The sequence below is a fragment of the Sphaerotilus hippei genome (genome assembly GCF_003201595.1).
GTDB classification, from domain to species: Bacteria; Pseudomonadota; Gammaproteobacteria; order Burkholderiales; family Burkholderiaceae_C; genus Sphaerotilus; species Sphaerotilus hippei.
Genome location: NZ_QJJS01000005.1, coordinates 155,803 through 178,020, shown reverse-complemented (window position 1 = coordinate 178,020; position 22,218 = coordinate 155,803). Strand labels below are relative to the sequence as shown.

Sequence of the window (22,218 nt, the reverse complement as noted above, 5' to 3'; positions counted from 1 at the left end):
CGCACCCGCACCCTCGTGCTCGCCCTCGCCCATCCATGAACCGGACGGTGCCGCCGCCGTCCGCCGATCCCCGCCGCCGGAGGCCCCTGCCATGAACCAGCCCGTCGACGCCTTCCTGGCCACCCCGCCCCAGACCGCCACCGCCACGACCACCGTCGGTGCCAGCCCCCCGCACGAATCCGCCCGGCTGCACGTGGCCGGCCGGGCGCCCTACATCGACGACCTGCCCGAGCTGGCCGGCACGCTGCACGGCGCCTTCGGCCTGTCGCCGGTGCCGCACGGCCGCCTGCGGGCCATCGACCTGGCCCGGCTGCGCGCCCAGCCCGGTGTCGTCGCGGTGCTGACGGCCGCGGACGTGCCCGGCGAGAACAACTGCGGCCCGCTCGTCCACGACGACCCGATCTTCGCCGCCGACGCGCTGACGTACCGCGGCCAGCCGGTGTTCCTGGTCGTGGCGCAGACCCGCGAGCAGGCGCGGCGGGCCGCGTCGATGGCCGCCGCCGTGCTCGACATCGAGGCGCTGCCCGCGCGCATGACCGCGCTCGAGGGCCATGCGGCCGGCGACCACGTCGTGCCGCCGATGCACCTGGCGCGGGGCGATGCGGCCGCGGCGCTGGCCGCCGCGCCGCACCGCCTGCAGGGCCGTTTCAGCCTGGGCGGCCAGGAACAGTTCTATCTGGAAGGCCAGATCGCCTGCGCGCTGCCGCAGGAGAACGACGCGCTGCTGGTGCACAGCTCCACCCAGCACCCCAGCGAGATGCAGCAGCTCATCGCCCACGCGCTGGGCTGGCCCTCGCATCGCGTGCAGGTGGTGTGCCGGCGCATGGGCGGCGCCTTCGGGGGCAAGGAGTCGCAGTCGGCCGTCTTCGCCTGCGCGGCCGCGCTGGCCGCGCAGCGCCTGCAGCGCCCGGTCAAGCTGCGCCCGGACCGCGACGACGACTTCCTGATCACCGGCCGGCGCCACGGCTTCGAGTTCCGCTACGACGTCGGCTTCGACGACCACGGCCGCGTGCTCGGGGTCGAGATCGATATGATCTCCAACAGCGGCCACAGCGCCGACCTGTCCGCCCCGGTGATGAGCCGCGCGCTGTGCCACTTCGACAACGCCTACTGGCTGCCGGACGTGGCCATGCACGGCTACAGCGCCCGCACGAACACGCAGAGCAACACCGCCTTCCGCGGCTTCGGCGGCCCGCAGGGCGCGATGGCCATCGAGGTCATCCTCGACCGCATCGCCCGCACGCTGGGTCGGGACGCGCTGGCCGTGCGCCAGGCCAACTTCTACGGCGTCGGCGAGCGCGACGTCACGCCCTACGAGCAGCGGGTCGAGGACAACGTCATCCACCCGCTGGTCGAGCAGCTCGCCCGCGAGGGCCGCTACGCCGAGCGCCGCGCCGAGATCGCCGCCTACAACGCCGCCAGCCCGGTGCTCAAGAAGGGCCTGGCGCTCACGCCGGTCAAGTTCGGCATCAGCTTCAACGTCGCCCACCTCAACCAGGCCGGCGCGCTGGTGCATGTCTACACCGACGGCTCGGTGCTGGTGAACCACGGCGGCACCGAGATGGGCCAGGGCCTCAACACCAAGGTCGCGCAGGTCGTCGCCCAGGAGCTGGGCCTGCCGCTGGCCCAGGTGCGCGTCACCGCCACCGACACGCAGAAGGTCGCCAACACCTCGGCCACCGCCGCCTCCACCGGCAGCGACCTCAACGGCAAGGCGGCGCAGAACGCCGCGCGCCAGATCCGCGACCGGCTGGCCACGCTGGCGGCCGAGAAGCTCGGCGGCGCGGCCAGCGAGGTCGACTTCAGCGCCGGCCGCGTGCGCTCGGGTGAACGCAGCATCGGGTTCGGCGAGCTGGTGCAGCTGGCCTACCTGGCCCGCGTGCAGCTGTGGAGCGACGGCTACTACGCCACCCCCGGCCTGCACTGGGACCGCCAGCGCCTCAAGGGCCGGCCCTTCTTCTATTACGCCTACGGCGGCGCGCTCAGCGAGGTGCTGCTCGACACCCTGACCGGCGAGTGGAAGCTGCTGCGCGCCGACGTGCTGCACGACGTCGGCCGCTCGCTCAACCCGGCGCTCGACATCGGCCAGGTCGAAGGCGCCTTCGTCCAGGGCATGGGCTGGCTGACGATGGAAGAGCTGGTCTGGCAGCCCGCCGACGGCAGCCGCCGCAGCGGCGAGCTGCTGACCCACGCGCCCAGCACCTACAAGATCCCGACCGCCAACGACTGCCCGGCCTCGCTGTCCGTGCGCCTGTTCGACAACCACAACGGCGCCGACAGCATCCACCGCAGCAAGGCCGTGGGCGAGCCGCCGCTGCTGCTGCCCTTCAGCGTCTTCTTCGCGCTCAAGGATGCGGTCTCGGCCGCCGGCGGACACCGCAGCGAGCCGCCGCTGCGCGCCCCCGCCACCAGCGAGGCGCTGCTCGACGCGATCGACGCCGTGAGGGCCGCCCCCTGAGCCCCGAGCCCGAGCCTGGCACCGGGATGTCCGTTCCCCCCCCGCTGGCCGACATCGCCCGCCACTGGCTGGCCCGCGGCGAACCCGCCCTCGATGTCGAGATCGTCGCCCACCGCGGCTCCGTGCCCCGCGAGACCGGCACCCACCTGCTGGTCAGCGCCACCGAGGTGGCCGGCACCATCGGCGGCGGCCACCTCGAGCTGCGGGCCATCGCCGATGCACGCGCGCGGCTGCAGGCCGGCGCGACGGCCGCCACGACCGACCAGCACATCGCCCTGGGTCCCAGCCTGGGCCAGTGCTGCGGGGGCGCGCTGACGCTGCGCTTCCAGCCCCTGAGCGCCGCAGGACTGGCCCGCTGGGCCGCCCCCGTGCCACGTTTCGTGCTGCAGCTGCACGGCGCCGGCCATGTCGGCCGGGCCATCGTGCGCCAGCTCGCGGCCCTGCCCTGCCGGGTACAGTGGATCGACGAGCGTGAAGCCGAGTTTCCGGCCGGTCCGCTGCCCCCCCACATCGAGGCGTCGTGCGTCGAGCCGGCCGAGGCCGAGGTGGCCTGCGCGCCACCCGGCGCCTTCTACCTGGTGCTGACCCACAGCCACGAGCTCGACCTGCGCCTGACCGAAACCATCCTGCGGCGCGGCGACTTCGGTTTCTGCGGCCTGATCGGCAGCCAGACCAAGCGCGCCCGCTTCCTGCGCCGGCTCGAGGCGCGTGGCGTGCCCGCGGCCTCGATCGCCCGGCTGACCTGCCCGATCGGCCTGCCCGGCATCCCCGGCAAGGAGCCCGAGGTGCTCGCCCTGGCGGCCGTGGCACAGTTGTTCACCGCCGCCCACGGCCCCTGAGCCCGCCCGCCATGTCCGTCATCCCCCTGCCCGGCAGCAGCGGTCCCGCCGCCAGCCTGGCCGAACCGTTCGAGCTGCTCGCCGGCTGCCACGACCGGGTGCGCCGCACCCTCGACCTGCTGGGCCGCCTGTGCGCCCACCTGCAGCAGCACGGCGCCGACGCCGATGCCCGCAGCGCCGCCCAGGACGTGCAGCGCTACTTCAGCATCGCCGCCCCGCTGCACCACGCCGACGAGGAACGCCACATCGTGCCGGTGCTGCTCGCCAGCGACGAGCCCGAACTGCAGGCCGCCGGCCGGCAGATGCTCGCGGACCACCGGGCAATCGAGAGCTGCTGGGCGGAGCTGTCGCCTCTTTTGCAACAAATCATCTCGGGCCACCCCCTCATTCAAGGGGTCCTGGACGGCGCCTCGCACAGGTTTCAGGCGCTGCATGCACCACATCTGGTTCTCGAGGATCAGCTGGCCTTCGTCGCCGCCCGCGCGCTGATCGGCCCCACGGGACAGCTCGACATGTCGCTGGACATGGCGCGCAGACGAGGCGTGCGACTGGACGGAATGCACTGAATTTCGCGCATCACCGATGCCGGGCGGTGCCCCGAGGCGAAATGGCCCGACGGAAACGAGGGGTCAGGCGATCCAACCGTGACTTATCGGCCGGATCGGTGCGGGATCGACTCCCCGAAACGAGGGGGGTCGACCACCCTGCAGTCAAGCGTTGCCGCCCTCGCATTCGACTGAAAGTCGCTCAGATCCGAGCAGTTCGTCTCGAATTTCTCGGATTTACAGCAATCGCATGACAAATACCACCGGCCAGACGCACTTATCGGGGGCACGACACGCCCGATACCGGTGATCGCCAACCCTCAAGGTCCTACCTAGAATGTGTACGAACAAACCCTAACTCACCACTTCTCCGAAGGGAAGCGACGATGCGATACGCAGGAGACTCTTCTGCTACCAACCTGGCCCGTGTCATCGACACGGACCACCACGTGGAGGCCAAGGCGGCAACTTACGCCGCCCCGTCCGCCACGGTGCACTACCTCAACATCGCTCGTCAGCATTCCGAGGCCGCCAACCGCACGGTCGGACTGACGAAGATCGAGCACTTCTTCAAGCGCACGTTCGACGTGGTGGGGGTCCTGGCCATCCTCGCGCTGTTCGCTCCGCTGATGATCGCCGTCGCGCTGGCCGTGCGCCTGACCACCGGCAAGCAGATCATCTACGGGCACACCCGCCTGGGCCGCGGCGGACGCGAGTTCAAGTGCTACAAGTTCCGGTCGATGGTGACCAATTCCGAGCAGGTGCTCAAGGAACTGCTGGCCACCGATCCCGCGGCCCGCGCCGAATGGGACCGGGACTTCAAGCTCAAGAACGATCCGCGCATCACCAAGGTGGGCCGTTTCATCCGCAAGACCAGCCTCGACGAACTGCCGCAGCTCTGGAACGTGCTGGTCGGCGACATGAGCATCGTCGGCCCGCGCCCGGTCGTGCGCACCGAGTTCGACCGCTACTACGGCGCCGCCCGTGAACACTACCTGTCGGTGCCTCCCGGCCTGACGGGCCTGTGGCAGGTCAGCGGCCGCAACGACCTCGACTACGACCAGCGCGTCGCGCTCGACCGCCAGTACGTCGAGACCTGGAACCTGGTCACCGACCTGTCCATCGTGCTGCGCACGGCCAAGGTGATGGTCGCCCGCAGCGGCGCGTACTGATACGCTCCAGTCGCCTCTCCCTTCGATTCAGAAAAGGCCCGCAAGGGCCTTTTTTCATTTCCGGAACCAAAAAACAACACCACGACGGTCCCCGCCGCAAGCGCGAACGACTCACAACATCGTGCTACGGGCCAGAACGCGCCCTGACTGCACGATCAGCCGACGCCCAGACTTTTCGCAACAGCGGTAACAAATATACGTTCATGCTAGTCATTGTTTCACGGACGGGCCTTCCACTTGGCTTCGACTCACAAAGAGCATATGGTTGTCAATGGTGAGTTCGCTAAGCTGCTCGCACCACTACTGGCATGAGGGGTACCAATGGTTTTTTTCATATCTTCGTTCCTGGTCGCGTTTCTGGCCACGCTGCTGATCGTGCGATCGGCTTCCAGCCACGCGCACCTGTCCGGTGACACTGACAAGGACCAGCCCCAGAAATTCCACGCTCGGGTGGTCCCCCGCATCGGCGGCGTCGGCATCGTGGTCGGCGTGCTGGCCGGGGCGATGCTGATGATGCAGAAACAGGCGGAGGGCTGGCTGTTCATGACCGGGCTGGTCGCCTGCGGTCTGATCGCCTTCAGTGCCGGCCTGATCGAGGATTTCACCAAACGGGTCACCCCCCGGCAGCGGCTGCTGGCCACCGTCGTGGCGGCCGCCATGGCGGCCTGGCTGCTGGATGCCGTGATCCCCAAGACCGGCATCCCCGGCCTCGACGACCTGCTGCTGATCGCGGGCGTGCCCGTCGCGCTGACCCTGCTCGCCGTGGCCGGCGTCGCCAACTCGGTCAACATCATCGACGGCTTCAACGGTCTGGCGTCGATGTGCGTGGCCATCATGCTGGCCGCCGTCGCCTACGTCGCCTTCCAGGTCGGCGACACGACCATCATGAACTGCGCGCTGATCACCCTCGGCGCCGTGCTCGGATTCTTCGTCTGGAACTACCCGCTGGGCCTGATCTTCCTGGGCGACGGTGGTGCGTACTTCCTCGGCTTCTGGGTCGCCGAACTCGGCATCCTGCTGGTCTGCCGCAACGAGGCCGTCTCGCCGATCTTCCCGCTGCTGCTGTGCGCCTACCCGATCTTCGAGACGCTGTTCACCATGTACCGCCGCCGCGTGATCCGCGGCCGCCCCGTCGGTCTGCCCGACGCCACCCACCTGCACAGCCTGATCTACCGCCGCCTGATGCGCTGGGCCGTGGGCAAGCGCGACGCCTCCAACATGCTGCGCCGCAACTCCATGACCTCGCCCTACCTGTGGGTGCTGTGTTCGCTGTCGGTGTGCCCCGCCGTGCTGTGGTGGGATGACGGCAGCACCCTCTCGATCATGCTGCTGGTGTTCTGCGCGAGCTACGTCGCGCTCTACCGCGCCATCGTGCGGTTCCGTACCCCCCGCGTGTTGCTGCGCAAGGCCGAGCACTGGGCCGCTCCGGTGGTGGAGCACTGAGAGGTGATGCGCTGATGTCCCTGCAGGACATCAGCATCGCCAGCACGGGATCACCATCGCGTCCATTGAGTTTGCACAGCGATCACCGCAGAGTTGCCGCCAGCCGGCCGGAGCATGATCGCGGTAGGGACGCCCATTGCTGAGCGCCCCCCGCACAGATCCCAGCGTGCGCGATTCACGCACTGGGCTCCCACCTTGGGTGTTTGACGTCGAAGCGCTGGTCGGGCCATGGATGAAGGATGCGGGGTTGAGGTAGCCAGTCAGCAGCAAGTTTGGTCATCCGGTCCCACGTCATTGCGTCTTTCTGACTTCGTCGCCGCAGCGTGCGTCGCCAGAGGTTCGTGACGTGGTATCGGAAGGCCCCGATCGCCCGTGAGTTGGTGGGGGAGCTTACGAGATGTCTTGCCCGGACGCTTACACTCAAGGTAGTTGCCGCGTGAGTCATGCCGCGACTGCGCTTATTTCGGCGGCCGCGGCATCGACAGCCGCGACCACACATTCCCGCTCGGGATTGAGCGTGACCGCCCCGATCGGCGACCAGTCGCGTGTCTTGCCCGACCAGCGTTTCGGGTTTGCCTGACGGGCTTGCCGATACAGCACATCCCGCGCCGCCAGGATCTCGCGGTCCTGCCCCGCATGGCGCTGCGCCGGACTGACGTAGCGCAGGCCGCTGTGGCGGTGGTCATGGTTGTACCAATGCACGAACGCGCAGGCCCACTGCCGCGCCGCCTGCAGATCCCCCCACGTCAGAATAGTTGCCGCGTCGATAGAACCCAAAGAGGGGGCGAAGACGAGGAGAAGACGTGGCTCGATACGGCAAGGAATACAAGGACCGGGTGGTGGCGAGGTTGCTGCCACCGGAGAGTGCTTCGGTAGAGCGGGTATCCGCAGAAGTGGGCGTGAGCGCTTCCACGCTGGAGCGGTGGCTGGCCGAAGCGCTGGAATCGGCGAGTGGCGGCGGCGACTGCCCGCGCGGCACCCCCGCAGGCAGCACCGACTTGTGCGTCTTGCGGCAGTGCCCGCACACCCCGTGGTACAGCCGGTACTCCTGCACCTCGGCCTTCACCTGTGCCGGCACGTCGAACACCTGGTGTCGCATCGGCCGCCCCGCCGCCACCGGGCCACCACACTCGCACACCTCAGGCGGCGGGCAGTCGTGGACCGCGTCCACCTCGGACTCCGCCAGCAGCGTCCGGTACGTGCCCTTGTGTCCAGGCTGTGCGCCTCTCGCCCGACCACTGGCTCGGCGCTGTGCCCTGTTACCGCCCGAGTCGGGCCCGTCTGACGATGGCGGCTTCGACGAGTTGCGCGAGTTCAGCTTCTTGTCCAGCAGCGCGCTGACCTGCTCGCGCAGTTGCGCCAGTTCCTGCCCCAACTGTTCGATCACCGCGTGGCATTGCTCCAGCGTCTCGGGCTTGTCCTGCACTGCGGCAGCCTTGCGGTCTGGGGCTTCGGGTTGGTCCATCCATGCACTCTCAGCCTTGCTCGCTCTGCGCGCTACCCGCACTTCACCGGCTTGACGATGTTGTCAATGCCAGGGGGCTGAATACGTACCGCGCAGTTGCGCCAGTTCCTGCCCCAACTGTTCGATCACCGCGTGGCATTGCTCCAGCGTCTCGGGCTTGTCCTGCACTGCGGCAGCCTTGCGGTCTGGGGCTTCGGGTTGGTCCATCCATGCACTCTCAGCCTTGCTCGCTCTGCGCGCTACCCGCACTTCACCGGCTTGACGATGTTGTCAATGCCGGGGGGCTGAATACGTACAGTTAACCTGCGCTCCTTTAGACGCTCCGACCCAAAGTCCGGAAGGCCATATCGACTCGCCACGTAACCACAGCGGTTCTAGGTGAACAGGTTATTGCGCAGTTTTCTTGTGTCCAAAATCATCTTCAGCTGAACACTGGCTTCGCACCGGGTTGGCGCGCACAACGAAAGTCATATGCAATCACCCTCCATGATCCCCCGGGGACTGTCCTGAACGCAGCGAGATCAAAGGCGTTCGACACAGGCGTTCAACCACCGCATCGACCATCGGCTGCAGCATGGCGGTCCAAGAGTGGTGGTCCTCGACATAGCGGCGACCAGCGGCGGCCATGGCCTGCGCGGCGTCGCGGTCCTCAAGTAGCATCAGCACTGCTGCGGCAAAGGCGGACGCGTCGTTAGCTACCATCAGTTCGTGCCCATCCCGGGCCGCGAAGCCTTCGAGCCCCAGCGCTGTCGTGACCGTTGGCAGACCCAGCGCCATGTACTCCAGCACCTTGTTCTGTACGCCGGCACCCAAGCGCATAGGGCATACACCGACGCCCCCTCCCTGCGCTGCGGCAGCGACGTTGGGCACCTCACCTGTGACGTCCACTCCATTGTGACGCAACAGTGCTGCGGCATCGCCCTCGCGGATGCGCCCGATCACGCGCAGACGGCTCTGGGGCTGGCGCGCGCGTACCAACGGAAGCACGTCAGTGGCCATAAACGTGGCCATATCTAGATTCTGTAGCGTAGTCATATTGCCAATAAACACGACGTCGCGGCCGGCATGTTCGAAGCGGTACGGCCGTCCACCCAAATCGACGCCGTTGGAGCACACCATGACCTTTGCTAGGCGAGCCGCATCGCGCCCGAACAGAAACTGCCGGTCGATATCCGACACCAGGAACGAATAATCGAAGTCGTCGACGACCGCCCGTTCGTAGGCCTCCAGACGCTTGGCCTCGACGCGGTAAACCTGCGTTCGCAAATCCAGCGCAGCCCCGCTTTCTCGGCTGACACGCGCGTAGTTCAGCGAAATGGCGTCGGTCATCTCGAGGAACTTGGGTTGCGGGAGATGCCTGATTGCATCTCCGGTACGAATTAGGTGGGCCAGCAGGCCGTCGTGGGCCGGAGCCAGCGCCTCAATGCGGCGATGGAACTCTGGGCTCCAATAGTAAGCAACTTGCAGAGGGGTTCGGCTCGGCAACGCCACCAGCGCGCTGAGCCGAGAACGGGTGCGTGAAAGATAGACGCGTTCGATGCATTCGAACACGCCGTCGTCTGGCGTTGGCGCACACATCTCAGATTCCGACTCACAAAGGCTTAGCAGAGTCAGACGGAAGTGCTGCGCTAGTACCTTACAGAGATAGTAGATACGCAGGCGGTCGCCGCCGATGACCGGGTAGGGGTAACGAGGAGTAAGGATGAGCAGACGGGGGCGCAGCATTCAGGAGCTTGTCCTCAGCCATAGACGGATGTTCTTGACCAGCAGTTTGTCTTCGGTTGGTTCTTGGGGCCGCAGCGCCGATCGATCGATGCCTTCGAGAGCCGCGACAGCCCTCTCGAAGCTCTGTCTGTCGCCATACAGCTGGACCGTCTGGTCCTTCTGGTCGCGGAACGGCGGGATGTTGGTAGCGATCGTGTACTTGGCACAGCACTTGGCCTCGGCTATCGAACGCCCGTAGCCTTCGCTGCGCGAGTGGACCCACACCCACCGGGAGCGCATGTAGACCTCGACAACCTCGCGGTCGGTTAGTCGGGGCAGCACGCGGATCAGCGTCGGATTAATCTCTGGATGCTCCGCCAGCCAGCCTTGCATTATGCCCGTATCGCCAGCCAAGCCTAGCAGTGCCAAGGGAATGCGCCGCTCAGACAGAATCGACGCATACAGATCCAGCGCTCCTTTCAAATCCTTGTTTTTACCCACACCAGTGCATAGCAGAATCTGCTCGCCTTGCGGGAAGCTCAGGCCGTTGATGGCGGCACGGAAAGTCCAAAAGCCGTTGGGCAAAACCAGTTTACGCGACTTGGCGAACGCGTTGACCTTTTGAGCCACCCGGTAGGTGGCGTAAGAGACGCAGGCGACGTCTCGACCGAGAGCCGCATGCACCCACTGGGTCATGCGGACGTATCGCGCGACTAGGCCTTTGTCAGATTTCCGATTGGGTATGAAGTCATGGACAACCAGTAGCGCCCCAGTGTGCAGGCTTCCCAGAACCGAAGCGGTGTTGTAGGGGTAGACGGACCGTGAATAGAAGATCGACAACACAGGCATCAGAAACTGCTCGCACAGCATGAACAGGACATTCTGCACCGACTTCGGCAGTCCGTGCGCCCACGCCGGACAGCAAAGCTCCACAACATGGTGGCCCTCGATTTCCAGCGCGCGCCGCAGATTTTTGCAATAAATGGGAATGCCGCGATCCATAACGCCGGAAAAAAAATTGAATATCAGAATTCGCATACGCTTTCAAAGCTCAATTTTGAGGGGCACCTACATTCAACTCAGCTGGGGCAGGCCCCATCGGGCTCTTTCGTGAGACGCGTTTCACCATCAGTCCGATCAACAGGATGTAGGGGAGGCTCTTAAGGATGAAGACCAGCGGCTGCAACAACTCCGCACGCAAGGTATAAAGAATGGCGGGCGCCAAGGCGCACAAGAGGGACAGGCTGAAGATGCTCTTGTGCCGTTCGAGCAATCGCAGCGCTGCGTATAGCACGACCAAGTAGAGGCCAGCGGCCAGCGGCCAAAACGAGCCAGTCAATAGAAGCACTTCGAAAATCAGCGAGGAGCTGACGCTGGTTAGCGGACTTGGATCGCCAGTAAGGCAATAGTTGAACTCGCCAGACAGTTGCGCTCCGCCACGAAGTCCGATCAGCGTCCAAAACTGAGAAAACACCAGCGAGCCATCCAAGTTGTCAATACATTGCGATTGAGACGCGACCGTAAGCAGACCATTAACGATCGAGGCCAGGGAATCGAGCACGATCAACAAATACTCAGAAACTGGGACTTCGAAGCCCTCCCGCAGGAATGAAACCATCGAGAGCGCGAGGAATACAGCCACGAGCCAAAACGGCGAAGAGATCCTCAGAAACAGCTTGGCCGCCCTATCACGCTCAAAAAGGGAAAGAATGTAGATCGCGGCCAATACTCCAAAAAATCCCTTATTGCGAACGCCAATAATAATATCTGAAGTAATAAGGATCAGGCAAGCAAACTGCATATACGGCCGATTCCGAAGAAGCGCAACCCCGATAATGCCAGTCAACAGGCTTCCGCCACTTATAACCCGGATCCACGTGGGAACCGTGCTAAGCAGCGCCTCTCCATCGACCCAAATTGCCAGATGCCCATACTCACTCGAACTCAGGACGCCGAAATACGCGTAGAGCTTGTACGCCTGCGCCAAAGCGACGACCACGAAGACAACGACAAAGGCCCCATTAGACTCAAAGGCAAAGGGGACGTATTTATTTTGCTTATAGTAACTCTCGCAATGACTTAGCACCGTCAGCAAATTTCCGCAACTCAGCAGTCCAAGCAAGAAATTAATCTGACCAGTGTCGTTAAGCGGATTGCTTAGCACCCAGGCAACGCAAGGAAGTCCGAAGAGAAGCGCATAGCTAATAGCCATCAGCAGGAAGAAACCAAAGCTTTTCTTGCGCCGTGCGTACAGGTGCAAGAGCCCCGCGAGATATACTGCGGAAGCTAAACGGATAGCCATGGCAGTCTCCCCAATGCCAACCAACACGTAGTCGACGCACGTCAGAACGACAATGGCGCAGAACCACAGGAAGATTTCACTCCCCCTCCTCAAGTATACGTGTCGGGTTAAAAATTTCATTACTCAGACAGTCAACACGCGACTCACACGCCTAATTTTTTACTCAGGAAGCGCCACACCAGCATGGACACAGCGTACCGTAATCCATTCACCCGGCGAGGGCTGGATTCCAGCAAGGCCTTAGCCGTGACATCAACGACATTTTTAGGTGAGAACGGCTGGACGCGCTGGATCGATGCCACTTCGATCTGTCGGTATTGATCAGGCGTGTAGGCGAGAAGTTTAGCAATCAAATCGCTAATCGACTGCCTCGGGTAAGGCAGATGGGGCTCGAAAAAACTAGTCCCCGGGATCTCATGTATAAACCCGTAGGTTTCTGCTTCCGTAGAGTATTCGATTGCCGCAATGCTGGGCACCCCGCAGGCGGCGGCTTCCATAACCGCTGTTCCGGAACCGATGAACACCAGCGCATCGCTTACCGCGTCCTGGAAATGGGCATACTCGAGCGGGCCATGGAGCACGACGACCTCGGAGAGGCCCTGCTCCGCAATAGCTGTGCGCAAGCGAGCCTCGTCGGGACCATCGCCATATATGTGATACGTTACGGGATACCCCCGCTCGCGCAGCGACTTAACAACTTCCAGCATGGTGAAGTTGTAGGTCTTAAAATCGCACAATCGGCCGATCGAGACAATCTTGTGCCTATCTAAGCGCGCCCGGCTCGGCGAGCAATATTTGTCGATGTCGATCATCAGCGGCACGACAGGCGCATCCGGAAAGGCACGCCCGAGCAGGAGCTCGTGGTGGGCCTTGGCCGCGTCGTTGCCGAACACCTTGTTCCGGTCGGGGAGTCCGTCGCGGAAGATGTCGCGAATCGCTTGGTGATGACGAAATCCCGCCGTGACCGGCGCGCAAAAGAGCTCAGTCTGATAGACCCCCGCTAGCAGGTGGGCGCTCCTGTATACGAACTGCTGCAATAACGCACCCAAGATCAGCGCGTAATTGATCGTCACAAAGATGTAGTCAAAATCGCCTCCCAGACGATTTCGCATACGGGAGGGCATCGGGGTTGCGATGTCTGATAGGAAAAAGACGGTGGCATGCTGCTGCAATTGGGCGAGAAGCACTGGGTCGTAGGCCTTTCTCAGCAACAGCACTGTGGAATAAAAACCCTTAGCCTGAAGCTCTCGGATGAGCCTGAGTAGGAGCGTCTCAACGCCACCCATCTCGAAGTACAGATTGATGAACAGGATGCGCTTATTCATTGATCTGGATCCGCCATGAGCGATAGAAGAGGGCGCTGAGCGCAGCGAAATAGACGATGTAGCAAACCGCATAGCCGATGGAGACCCCCAGCATCCCATAATGGGAGGACTGGTACCAAGCCAAGCTGAAGAATAACGTTGCTTGGACAATGTCGCCCAGAATGCTTAAACGCAACCATGCGTTTGCAACGACGACGTAGCCCATGATGAAGCTACCAATCTTGAAGAAGTCCCCAATCAGCTGATAGGTCAGCAACTCGCGCGCCGGCAGAAATTCCTCCGAGAAAAGCAGTGAAATCAATGGCGTACCGAGCAACCATATGATCGCAATGCAGACAGCGACCAGCGGGAGCAACCGTGTCATTGCATCCATCATATAGCGCAGTTGCTGCCGCCCCGGCCCCAGTTCGGAGAGCTTTGGCATATAATATCCAGCCAAGACCATGTTAACGAACAACAGGTAGGCATCCGAGAGACGGATCGTCGCCTGCAGATACCCAACCTGGGTCCAACCGAATTGATCCACCAGATGGCTACGGAGTAACATTTGGGCAACGGGCATGGTAATCGCTGAAGCCGCCATCATCAACGAAAAGCGGAACAGGAGTCGTGTGTCTCTTTTGTTGATCCAGAATCTTCTGCGCAGGACTTCCGGATATTTCTTTCTGACGATCCACAGGGAGATCAGCACAGGCAAGGCCGGCAGTGCCGTCAGGCCGATCAGCATGCCAGTGTTACCGAAACAGTAGATCAGCAGCACCAGCGCCAGCACACCCAACAGCGAGCCCACGGTGCTGACGACATTCGATGTGACGACATCCTTGTAGCCACCCACAACGGCCAGGGCGAAGGTGTTTATAGCGATGCCCAACTGCGCAAAACTCAGGATGTAGACGATGTATCCGTATCCGGGCTCCTTGAAGATCCACAGGGCGAGCGGCTGGGCCACCAACAAGCCGACGATCAGCAGGATCAATGAAGCGATTAGCGAGTAGCCGCGCGCGGCCGACAGGAACTCATGCAAGCGCACCGGCGCCTCACGATACTCTGCGACGTACTTGACGACGCCCGTCGCGATACCACCGCCCGCCAATAACACCAGTATCGTCGTCATGGACATTAGCTGTCCCATCAACCCCAGCCCGCTGGGGCCGAGCGAGTTCGCGACGACCTTGATGAGCAGCAGGCCGAAAAGCAATTTGATGCCGGCACCGATCGCAGAAACAGCGCTGGCTTTTAGAAGTGACATAGCGCGCGCGCGCCGGGCGCTTTGAGAAGCACGACCACGCTGGCGATCAGGACGCAGACAGGTGGGAGAGGATGGAATTACAGACGTAATCGACATCTGAGTCACCCAATTCATAAAACATCGGCAGCCGCACCAGACAATTGGAGAAGCGGTCACTGTTGGGCAGCGGCCGTCCGTCATGCTTGCGCTGGAAGTACGGGCTGTCATGCAGAGACAGGTAGTGGAACACCGCGTGGATTCCCTGCGCTTTTAGCGCCGCGATCAGCTTCGTTCGCTGCGCCAGATCCCGGCACACCAAGTAAAACATGTGGGCATTGTTCGTTGCGAACTCTGGTAGAAATGGGAGGTGCACGTCGAACTCCGGCAGCACCGGGGCCAATCGGTCCCAATAGCGCTGCCATATAGCCTTGCGCCGTGCCTGTATCTCGTCGAGCGTTTCCAGTTGCGCGAAGAGATAGGCCGAGACGATGTCCGAGGGCAAAAAAGACGACCCAATGTCCACCCAGCCGTACTTGTCTACCTCACCGCGGAAGAACGAGCTACGGTTGGTGCCCTTCTCTCGAATTATTTCTGCCCGGTTGGCATACTGAGGTTGATTTATTGCTAAAAGGCCACCTTCGCCAGAAATAACGTTCTTGGTTTCGTGGAAGGAGAAAGCCGACATAGCACCAATACTTCCCAGTGGTCGACCTTTGTAAAATGAGTCGATCGCCTGCGCAGCATCTTCAATCACTATCACACCGTATCTATCAGCTATGGCATTGATACGGTCCATATCGCAAGCTACGCCCGCATAGTGCACCACCACAATCGCACGGGTCCGCGGCGTGATTAACGCTTCTAACTGTTCCGCATCGATGTTAGGGTTGTTTGCCTCGCTGTCGGTGAAAACCAACTTCGCGCCGCGTAGAGCGAAAGCGTTGGCACTGGAGACAAAGGTAAACGACGGGACGATTACTTCGTCCCCTTCCCTGATATTTAGCAACAACGCACTCATTTCCAGCGCGTCAGTGCAGGATGTAGTCATCAGAGCTTTAGAAAAGCCGTAGCGCCCCTCAAAGAACGCGTGGCACTTTTTTGTGAAAATACCGTCCCCGGAGATTTTTCCGGACGCAACAGCTTGCGCTATATAAACCAGTTCGCGACCATGAAGATAAGGTTTGTTAAAAGGAATTTTTATCATAGCAACACTTCTTTTTTAAAGCCGACTGAAGCACTTCGATTGGAACTCGAGGCACACAAAAGCATATCGCGAGAGCACTTGCATCCAAAGCAATACATCCATTGACGCACAAAGAAAATACCTCCATGCTCCGGAATATACTCAACAACACCATCAGTGACGCCAGTCATTACGCACCAACCGCGGATTCGATCTATCGGCAACTATGCTTCAAATCAAGAACTACCATGCCAGGAAAATAATTTCCAGACGCCGCACTTTGCAAGCATCAATTATCAAACCAATACCCAACCAATTAAATCCCGGACACATATTCCGCCTCAAGTTTCAGCAAATCTCTTTTTCTAGCTTTCAACCGCTTAGCGGGACAGCCAAAATATACAGACCACGACTCCGTCGAGTGATTCACCAAGGACATAGCACCAACAGCCGTACCCTCCCCCAAAACGACACCAGGAAGAATGATCGATGAAGTACCCACAATAGCGTGTCGACCAATCACGACCGCCTTTTTTGTTTCTATTTTGTATTTATCTGGAACGGTTGGATTCGTAAGAGAGCGGCCAGTATAGTCATCACTCTGCGTAAAAACCTGACACCCATAAGCCAAGCCCGAAAAATCCTCAAAAATAATACCTACATCACCGCCGGCCACATTGCAAAAAACCGCCACATGTACATTTCTACCGAAATTCACTCGGCCGGAGATCACACAGAAGTCATCTATGCGAACATTATCTGCAATCTCAATTTTTTCCGGATCGTAGATCGAGGCCTTATCACTGATGCGCACATTACAACCAAGCCGCTTAAACCCAATACCACGCAACGCCTGCTCATTTAAAAATGCCACAATTACCCCAATCAGTCAAAAGCAGTTAGCCAATTAAGTTCAGTGACACGCATCCCAAAAGATACAGTTTGCACTTAGAAGGCGAACAAGGTCAACGAGCCACTCATAGGCAGGGCACGAAAATTTCTTGCCGGTACTCTGTCCGTTTTCAGCCAGTTGCCAGACGACGCATCCCACCCCATACAGAGCGAACACCCAACAGAACGAATGCCGCCGTCGCTATTCCTATTGCGATGATAAATCTCATTGGCTTACTACGCCGCTCCGGGGGAGTTGCCGCATCCACCACCTGAATCAACGCCCCCTCTCGACTCTCATCCATACGAGCCAGCTCAAACTGCTTGGCATAAAGCTCAAACAGCGTCTCCTGATACTTGAAATCGCGGTATCTGTTGACGTAGCCGGAGTCCGCATCCCGGCCAGGTTCCTTCTGCTCCAGTTTGGAAACCTCCGCACGCAGTGCTGCCACCAACGCCTGCTGCTGCCCGATTTCCGGCGTCCCATCCGCCAACATCCCACGCAACGTCTGGAGTTTCACCTCTGCCGCCGTCAGCCCCGCCCGAGCCCGGGCATATCCTTCAGCCGCAGCCTTGGGCTCGGCCCGAAGGGCGCCGGAAGTGAATCCACTCGACTGCAGTTCAATTTGAGCCTGCGTCAACTTGGCCTTCGTTTCCTCCAGCTTGCCCTCGAAAAACTTGCGGCGCTGCTGGGCCTCACTCATCGCCAGCGTGTTGGTCATGAACCGCAGTTCGTCCACGTAGGCATTGGCGATGTCTGCCGCACGCTTGGGGTCCGTGTCGTCCACTTCCACCGTCAGGAGACCGTCCTTCTTCCCGGACGAGATCTGAGCGTTCTTCACCAGGGTCTTGCGGGCGTCTACGCGGAACTTGGCCGCGTAGACCTCCATCAGCTTGAACCGGTCGATGAGACGATCCGACACCGTCGCACTCTGCATCAGTGCGATGTACTGATCGGCCGGGCTCTTCACGCCGCCACCAGCCAAACCAGCGAGTGCCCCCAAAGAACTCAACGCCGCCGCGGCGGCATTCTGCTGTTGCTGCGGCGGCATGATCACCGTCCGAGCGGTGTAAATGGATGGCAGCATCAACGCCACGCCATACCCCACAACACCAGCCAGAACGGTTCCAACCGCAATTGTCTTCCACTGCGCCCCGATCATCGAGGCCAGTTCACCAAGACTGATGCCGTCGTCCTCGCCGTCCCAATCCTGATCGGCCCGGCCGTTATTTGAGTTACTCATCTCAGTTCTTCAAAGTCGTCAAAGCCGCCGCACCCAGACCAAACTGGTACATGATCTGCGTCCATTCCTTCAGGTCTTGGACCCAAGTGGTCTTGTTCATCAACTCGGGCACGAACACGGTGTCACCGGGTTCGGCGGCGGCGCCGTTGATTCCACCCACCATTCCGAAGAACGTGGATTTCTGCAACTGGCTCAGCACGCTGCCGTTCGGGCGCAGCACGAAGGTGCTGCCGGCATCGGCTCCCCGCGTCGGCCCCCCGGCCTGGGACAAGAAGTCGCCGATGGTCGCGCCCGGCTCCAGCAGGAAAGCCCCGGCGTTGAACACCGAACCGAACACGCCGACCGTGGTGGGCCGGGTGGGCACGTAGATGCGATCACCCTCCTCCAGCGGCAGGTCGGGGATGTCGCTGGCGCCCGGGTTGAGCTGCAGCACCACGCGGCCGGTCGGGCGCACCTTGCGCAGGTTCTCGATCAGGCGGGCCGTGGCGGCGCTGCGCTGCTCGAAGGCCGCGGCCTCGTCGGCATTGATGGCGCGCTGGGTGGCAGTGGCGCGGGTGAACTCGGTCTCCATGTCGCGCAGCGCACGCTCGTAGTTCTGCTGCTGGACCACCCGCACGCTCTCGCGGTTGAACTCGGTGCCGTAGATATAGGCGTTGGGGGTGTAGCCACCCGCCATGTCGATGGCCGCACGGGTGCTCACGCCCGGGGGCAGCACATATTCACCCGGCTTGGCCACTTCGCCTTCGATGCGCACGCGCTTGTTCTGGCGCGCGAGCGGCTGCATGGAATCGACGGCACTGAAGGCGCGCAGCACGTCGCCGCTGGCGGGTTGCTGGTTCTGGTCGTCGGGCAGGTTCAGCTGGGTGATCCGGGTTCTGGCGCGGTCGTTCAGGCGCTCGATGGCCAGGCGGCTGCGGTCGGCCACGGCGGTGAAGCCGCCGGCCATGTTGACCAGATCGGCGACTTTTTCGCCCTCGCCGAGCTCGAAGATGGCGGGCTTGTTGACGCTGCCGATCAGCGCCACCTGAGGGCCGATGGGGCCGACGTGGATGACGTCGCCCGCCTGGACGATGCGATCGGCGCTGCGGTCGCCCTTGAGCAGCAGGTCGTAGAGGTCGTAGCGGGTGACGGTGTCCTTGCCGCGGCGCAGGTCGATGCGGCGCATGCTGCCGGCGCTGGTGGGGCCACCGCTGCGCATCAGCGCACCCGCGACGCTCGAGAGGCTGCTGACGGTGTAGGCGCCCGGCCGCTTGACGTAGCCGGTGATGTAGATGCGCACGCTGCGCACCTGACCCAGCGACACGCTGAGCTGGAAGTTGCGGAACGACTGGCTGACGCGACGCGAGATCAGGTCGGGCAGCTCGGCATAGCGGGTGCCGGCCACCATGATGGTGCCCACGCGCGGAATGCTGATGCGGCCGCTGCGATCGACCATGGTGCGCAGGTCGGCATCGACCGAACCCCACAGGCTGATCTGCAGTTCGTCGCCCGGACCCACCACGTAGTCGGCCGGCACGAGCGCGTTGTTCTCGGCCGCGTCGTAGTTGTTGCGCCCGGTGAACAGGTCGCTGCCGAAACGGCGCACGGGCGGCGGCGGTGCAGACACCGGCGCCGACGAGTTGGCACTGACGTTCAGCGTGGCCACATAGCGCTCGAATTCGTCGAGCGGGGCAGGCGCCGGGGCTGCAGACACCACGGACGTGGTGCTGCGCGAGGACGAACGCCGCTCATCGGCGGCATCACCCTCACTGCGCTCTTCGCCCAGATCCTGCCGATCGTCACTGCGGGTGGTCTGGTTGGCCTGCTGACTTTGGCTCTGACGCAGGCGGATCGGACCGGAGGTCACGCTCGCGCCACCATCGTCCGATTGAGCCTGAGCGACTCCTGGCCCCATCAGGCACGAAAGACAGGCGGCCACGGTCACAAGACTCGACCGAACAGGGAGGGAGGTCGGGCGCGAAACGAGCATAAATTTTCAATAAGGGCAGCAATGCCCCCCGTTGATGGGCGGAAGCGAACGATTGTAGGGGGGGCGCTCGCAACAAAATGTGAACAACGGCGCAGAAGCCGGGCGTTCAGAACACAGCGAGCGGCACAGGGCTAACCCGAGGTACAGCCTTGGTCCGCCCTGTGCTGACCTGACCGCCGGATCACGCAAACTCAGCGTGCGGCGAGCTGGAGCATCCAGTGCCGGCAAGCCGCCAGAAGTTCGGCAGCACCCCGGATGCCTTCCAGCAGGGTGGCGAAGCGCAGGTCATCCTGGCCCGGGTACTCGTGCGCCAGGCGGTGGCGCAAGGCGCGCCAGCGCAGCCAATCGTCCGTATCGATGAACCCCAGCTTCTCCAGCCGGTGAAGCCGATCGCGCATCGGCCAATCTTCGTAAGGTTCGGCCAGCGAGGCCAGGGTCGCCACCGTCAGCCGCTCACCCATGCAATCCTGCAGCTTGGTGAAACGAAACAGGATCTGATCCACCAGACGGACAAGATCAGGATCACTTTCCAGCTGCGCCAACGCAGTGACCTGAACACGATGCCAATCGGCCAGCGCCCGCTCCAATGCAGCAGCGTGCCGATCAGCCTCCCACAAGGCGGCAGTGAGCTTGTCAGGGGGCCTCGTCATACAAGGGCCAGCGGAACACCGGTTTCACGCGCGGACCGGACCACCGGTGACACCGGATCGCCGCCCGCAGCCGGCGTCATGACCACATCGATGCGCTGCTCACCCAGCAGCCGATACAAGCGGGCAGAAAACCGGGTGCGGCGCTGCACCATGTCGGCAGCGCTCAGGGCCTGGGGAAGCTCGACGAGCAGGTCGATGTCCCCTCCTCGCTTCTGGTCATCCACCCGGGAGCCGAACAGCAGGACACGGGTACCGGTCGGGAAGGCTTCGCGGCTGGCCAGCCGTACCGCCTGTTGTTCATCGGGAGTGAGTCGCATGCCTTGAGTATCAAAGCATGCACATCGCGAGGTCAATGCTCAGCCGAAGTGGCGTGCGTCGGCCAGCAGCGGGGCCACGGCGTCCTTGGCGGACAGCAGCGGCGCCATGCCGAGGTCGGGCCAGGTGATGCCGATGGCGGGATCGTCCCAGCGCACGGCCCCTTCGCACTCGGGCGCGTACAGGTCGGTGGTCTTGTAGAGGAAGTCGGCCCGCTCGCTGGTGACGACAAAACCGTGGGCAAAGCCCGGCGGGATCCAGACTTGGCGATAGTTTGTGCCGGTCAACTCCATCCCCACCCACTTGCCGAAGGTCGGGCTGCTGCGGCGCAGATCAACCACCACGTCGAACACCGCGCCCTGGGTGCAGCGCACCAGCTTGCCCTGGGCATGGGGCGGCAGCTGGAAGTGCAGGCCCCGCAGCACGCCCCGGGCCGAGCGGGAGTGGTTGTCCTGCACGAAGTTCACCTCGTGGCCGACCGCCGCGTTGAAGGTCTTCTGGCTCCAGCTTTCCATGAAGAAGCCGCGCTCGTCGCCAAAGACTCTGGGCTCGAGGATCAGCACCTCGGGGATCTCAGTTCGGATGACGTTCATGCCGCTTCACCAGGCGCGCTCGTTGAGCACCTTGATCAGGTACTGGCCATAGCCGTTCTTGAGCAGGGGCCGGGCGAGCTTTTCCAGCTGCGCCGCGTCGATCCAGCCACTGCGGAAGGCGATCTCTTCCAGACAGGCCACCTTCAGGCCCTGGCGCTTCTCGAGCGTGGCGATGAACTGGCCGGCCTCCATCAGGCTGTCGTGCGTGCCGGTGTCGAGCCAGGCGTAGCCCCGGCCCATGATCTCCACGCTGAGCTGGCCGCGCTCGAGGTAGGTGGCGTTGACGTCGGTGATCTCGAGCTCGCCGCGCGGGCTGGGCGCGATGCTCGCGGCGATGTCGCAGACCTGGTTGTCGTAGAAGTACAGCCCGGTGACCGCGTAGTTGCTCTTGGGCGCATGGGGCTTCTCCTCGATGCTCAGCGCGCGCTTGTCCGCGTCGAACTCGACGACGCCGTAGCGCTCGGGATCGGCCACGTGGTAGGCGAACACGCTGGCGCCTTCGGTGCGGTGGGTGGCGTGGTGCAGCAGGCCCTGCAGGTCGTGGCCGTAGTAGATGTTGTCGCCCAGCACCAGCGCGCTGGGGGCGTTGCCCACGAAGTCGCGGCCCAGGATGAAGGCCTGCGCCAGGCCGTCCGGGCTGGGCTGCACGCAGTAGCTCAGGTTCAGGCCCCACTGGCTGCCGTCGCCCAGCAGCGCCTGGAAGCGCGGCGTGTCCTGCGGGGTGCTGATGATGAGGATGTCGCGCATGCCCGCGAGCATCAGCGTGCTCAGCGGGTAGTAGATCATCGGCTTGTCGTAGACCGGCAGCAGCTGCTTGCTGATGGCCAGCGTGGCCGGGTGCAGCCGGGTGCCGGAGCCTCCGGCGAGGATGATGCCTTTGCGTGCCTGCATG

Annotated in this window: 19 protein-coding genes and 3 pseudogenes; 6 read left to right on the top strand and 16 right to left on the bottom strand. The window is 62.6% G+C overall.

Annotation, left to right across the window (positions count from 1 at the left end):
- Positions 1 to 91 precede the first annotated feature (91 nt).
- The 5 genes from xdhB (at position 92) to C7444_RS07475 (ending at position 6,457) form a co-directional block, all read left to right on the top strand.
- Positions 92 to 2,458, top strand: coding sequence for a xanthine dehydrogenase molybdopterin binding subunit (xdhB, locus tag C7444_RS07495; protein ID WP_110400220.1), 2,367 nt, complete (start codon positions 92 to 94; stop codon positions 2,456 to 2,458).
- 26 nt (positions 2,459 to 2,484) lie between these two features.
- Positions 2,485 to 3,297 (top strand): xanthine dehydrogenase accessory protein XdhC, encoded by an 813-nt coding sequence (gene xdhC, locus C7444_RS07490; RefSeq protein WP_110400219.1) that lies wholly within the window; start codon positions 2,485 to 2,487, stop codon positions 3,295 to 3,297.
- An 11-nt stretch (positions 3,298 to 3,308) separates the two neighbouring features.
- Positions 3,309 to 3,863 (top strand): hemerythrin domain-containing protein, encoded by a 555-nt coding sequence (locus C7444_RS07485; RefSeq protein WP_110400218.1) that lies wholly within the window; start codon positions 3,309 to 3,311, stop codon positions 3,861 to 3,863.
- A 365-nt stretch (positions 3,864 to 4,228) separates the two neighbouring features.
- Positions 4,229 to 5,014 (top strand): sugar transferase, encoded by a 786-nt coding sequence (locus C7444_RS07480; protein WP_110400217.1) that lies wholly within the window; start codon positions 4,229 to 4,231, stop codon positions 5,012 to 5,014.
- A 321-nt stretch (positions 5,015 to 5,335) separates the two neighbouring features.
- Positions 5,336 to 6,457: an MraY family glycosyltransferase gene (locus C7444_RS07475; protein WP_110400216.1), complete on the top strand. Its 1,122-nt coding sequence runs from the start codon at positions 5,336 to 5,338 to the stop codon at positions 6,455 to 6,457.
- Between the two features lie 441 nt (positions 6,458 to 6,898).
- On the opposite strand, the pseudogene C7444_RS19975 reads toward C7444_RS07475, so the two are convergent.
- Positions 6,899 to 7,192: pseudogene (locus tag C7444_RS19975) on the bottom strand (hypothetical protein); the annotation flags it as partial.
- A gap of 68 nt (positions 7,193 to 7,260) precedes the next feature.
- Here C7444_RS19975 and C7444_RS21035 point away from each other — a divergent pair.
- Positions 7,261 to 7,398, top strand: a pseudogene (locus tag C7444_RS21035) (transposase); the annotation flags it as partial.
- Positions 7,399 to 7,661: 263 nt separating this feature from the next.
- Here the strand turns inward: C7444_RS21035 and C7444_RS20515 are convergent.
- From C7444_RS20515 to rfbA, 15 genes and pseudogenes are all read right to left on the bottom strand, one after another.
- Positions 7,662 to 7,922 (bottom strand): annotated as a pseudogene (locus tag C7444_RS20515) (DUF6444 domain-containing protein); the annotation flags it as partial.
- A 63-nt stretch (positions 7,923 to 7,985) separates the two neighbouring features.
- Positions 7,986 to 8,129 carry a hypothetical protein gene (locus C7444_RS20210; RefSeq protein ID WP_170130664.1) on the bottom strand — a complete coding sequence of 48 codons (144 nt, stop codon included), beginning with the start codon at positions 8,127 to 8,129 and terminating at the stop codon, positions 7,986 to 7,988.
- Between the two features lie 270 nt (positions 8,130 to 8,399).
- Positions 8,400 to 9,647, bottom strand: coding sequence for a glycosyltransferase (locus C7444_RS07460; RefSeq protein WP_110400214.1), 1,248 nt, complete (start codon positions 9,645 to 9,647; stop codon positions 8,400 to 8,402).
- Positions 9,648 to 10,628 (bottom strand): glycosyltransferase, encoded by a 981-nt coding sequence (locus C7444_RS07455; protein ID WP_170130663.1) that lies wholly within the window; start codon positions 10,626 to 10,628, stop codon positions 9,648 to 9,650.
- 49 nt (positions 10,629 to 10,677) lie between these two features.
- Positions 10,678 to 11,928 carry a hypothetical protein gene (locus C7444_RS07450; RefSeq protein WP_146219359.1) on the bottom strand — a complete coding sequence of 417 codons (1,251 nt, stop codon included), beginning with the start codon at positions 11,926 to 11,928 and terminating at the stop codon, positions 10,678 to 10,680.
- 143 nt (positions 11,929 to 12,071) lie between these two features.
- Entirely contained in the window at positions 12,072 to 13,253 is a 1,182-nt protein-coding gene (locus C7444_RS07445; RefSeq protein WP_170130662.1) for a glycosyltransferase family 4 protein, read from the bottom strand.
- Positions 13,246 to 14,598, bottom strand: a complete 1,353-nt coding sequence (locus tag C7444_RS07440; protein WP_170130661.1) for an O-antigen translocase — start codon at positions 14,596 to 14,598, stop codon at positions 13,246 to 13,248. The genes C7444_RS07445 and C7444_RS07440 overlap by 8 nt, the downstream gene beginning before the upstream one ends.
- Positions 14,549 to 15,685 carry a dTDP-4-amino-4,6-dideoxygalactose transaminase gene (rffA, locus tag C7444_RS07435; protein WP_110400209.1) on the bottom strand — a complete coding sequence of 379 codons (1,137 nt, stop codon included), beginning with the start codon at positions 15,683 to 15,685 and terminating at the stop codon, positions 14,549 to 14,551. Before rffA ends, C7444_RS07440 begins: the two co-directional genes overlap by 50 nt.
- 295 nt (positions 15,686 to 15,980) lie before the next feature.
- Positions 15,981 to 16,538 carry an acyltransferase gene (locus C7444_RS07430; protein WP_110400208.1) on the bottom strand — a complete coding sequence of 186 codons (558 nt, stop codon included), beginning with the start codon at positions 16,536 to 16,538 and terminating at the stop codon, positions 15,981 to 15,983.
- Between the two features lie 148 nt (positions 16,539 to 16,686).
- Positions 16,687 to 17,799: a Wzz/FepE/Etk N-terminal domain-containing protein gene (locus C7444_RS07425; RefSeq protein WP_110400207.1), complete on the bottom strand. Its 1,113-nt coding sequence runs from the start codon at positions 17,797 to 17,799 to the stop codon at positions 16,687 to 16,689.
- 1 nt (position 17,800) lies between these two features.
- Entirely contained in the window at positions 17,801 to 19,645 is a 1,845-nt protein-coding gene (locus tag C7444_RS07420; RefSeq protein WP_170130660.1) for an SLBB domain-containing protein, read from the bottom strand.
- A 314-nt stretch (positions 19,646 to 19,959) separates the two neighbouring features.
- Entirely contained in the window at positions 19,960 to 20,418 is a 459-nt protein-coding gene (locus tag C7444_RS07415; RefSeq protein ID WP_110400205.1) for a hypothetical protein, read from the bottom strand.
- The gene (locus C7444_RS07410; protein WP_110400204.1) at positions 20,415 to 20,735 is read right to left on the bottom strand and encodes a nucleotidyltransferase domain-containing protein; all 321 of its coding nucleotides are present in this window, start codon (positions 20,733 to 20,735) and stop codon (positions 20,415 to 20,417) included. Before C7444_RS07410 ends, C7444_RS07415 begins: the two co-directional genes overlap by 4 nt.
- Before the next feature lie 39 nt (positions 20,736 to 20,774).
- Positions 20,775 to 21,326 (bottom strand): dTDP-4-dehydrorhamnose 3,5-epimerase, encoded by a 552-nt coding sequence (gene rfbC, locus C7444_RS07405; protein WP_110400203.1) that lies wholly within the window; start codon positions 21,324 to 21,326, stop codon positions 20,775 to 20,777.
- Positions 21,327 to 21,332: 6 nt separating this feature from the next.
- Entirely contained in the window at positions 21,333 to 22,217 is an 885-nt protein-coding gene (gene rfbA / locus C7444_RS07400; protein ID WP_110400202.1) for a glucose-1-phosphate thymidylyltransferase RfbA, read from the bottom strand.
- Position 22,218 lies beyond the last annotated feature (1 nt).

Bases quoted from the DNA above. Each gene is read 5' to 3' on its own strand.
- xdhB (WP_110400220.1), top strand. From the start codon at position 92: ATGAACCAGCCCGTCGACGCCTTCCTGGCCACCCCGCCCCAGACCGCC.
- xdhC (WP_110400219.1), top strand. From the start codon at position 2,485: ATGTCCGTTCCCCCCCCGCTGGCCGACATCGCCCGCCACTGGCTGGCC.
- C7444_RS07485 (WP_110400218.1), top strand. From the start codon at position 3,309: ATGTCCGTCATCCCCCTGCCCGGCAGCAGCGGTCCCGCCGCCAGCCTG.
- C7444_RS07480 (WP_110400217.1), top strand. From the start codon at position 4,229: ATGCGATACGCAGGAGACTCTTCTGCTACCAACCTGGCCCGTGTCATC.
- C7444_RS07475 (WP_110400216.1), top strand. From the start codon at position 5,336: ATGGTTTTTTTCATATCTTCGTTCCTGGTCGCGTTTCTGGCCACGCTG.
- C7444_RS20210 (WP_170130664.1), bottom strand. From the start codon at position 8,129: ATGGACCAACCCGAAGCCCCAGACCGCAAGGCTGCCGCAGTGCAGGAC.
- C7444_RS07460 (WP_110400214.1), bottom strand. From the start codon at position 9,647: ATGCTGCGCCCCCGTCTGCTCATCCTTACTCCTCGTTACCCCTACCCG.
- C7444_RS07455 (WP_170130663.1), bottom strand. From the start codon at position 10,628: ATGGATCGCGGCATTCCCATTTATTGCAAAAATCTGCGGCGCGCGCTG.
- C7444_RS07450 (WP_146219359.1), bottom strand. From the start codon at position 11,928: ATGGCTATCCGTTTAGCTTCCGCAGTATATCTCGCGGGGCTCTTGCAC.
- C7444_RS07445 (WP_170130662.1), bottom strand. From the start codon at position 13,253: ATGAATAAGCGCATCCTGTTCATCAATCTGTACTTCGAGATGGGTGGC.
- C7444_RS07440 (WP_170130661.1), bottom strand. From the start codon at position 14,598: ATGTCGATTACGTCTGTAATTCCATCCTCTCCCACCTGTCTGCGTCCT.
- rffA (WP_110400209.1), bottom strand. From the start codon at position 15,685: ATGATAAAAATTCCTTTTAACAAACCTTATCTTCATGGTCGCGAACTG.
- C7444_RS07425 (WP_110400207.1), bottom strand. From the start codon at position 17,799: ATGAGTAACTCAAATAACGGCCGGGCCGATCAGGATTGGGACGGCGAG.
- C7444_RS07415 (WP_110400205.1), bottom strand. From the start codon at position 20,418: ATGACGAGGCCCCCTGACAAGCTCACTGCCGCCTTGTGGGAGGCTGAT.
- C7444_RS07410 (WP_110400204.1), bottom strand. From the start codon at position 20,735: ATGCGACTCACTCCCGATGAACAACAGGCGGTACGGCTGGCCAGCCGC.
- rfbC (WP_110400203.1), bottom strand. From the start codon at position 21,326: ATGAACGTCATCCGAACTGAGATCCCCGAGGTGCTGATCCTCGAGCCC.
- rfbA (WP_110400202.1), bottom strand. From the start codon at position 22,217: ATGCAGGCACGCAAAGGCATCATCCTCGCCGGAGGCTCCGGCACCCGG.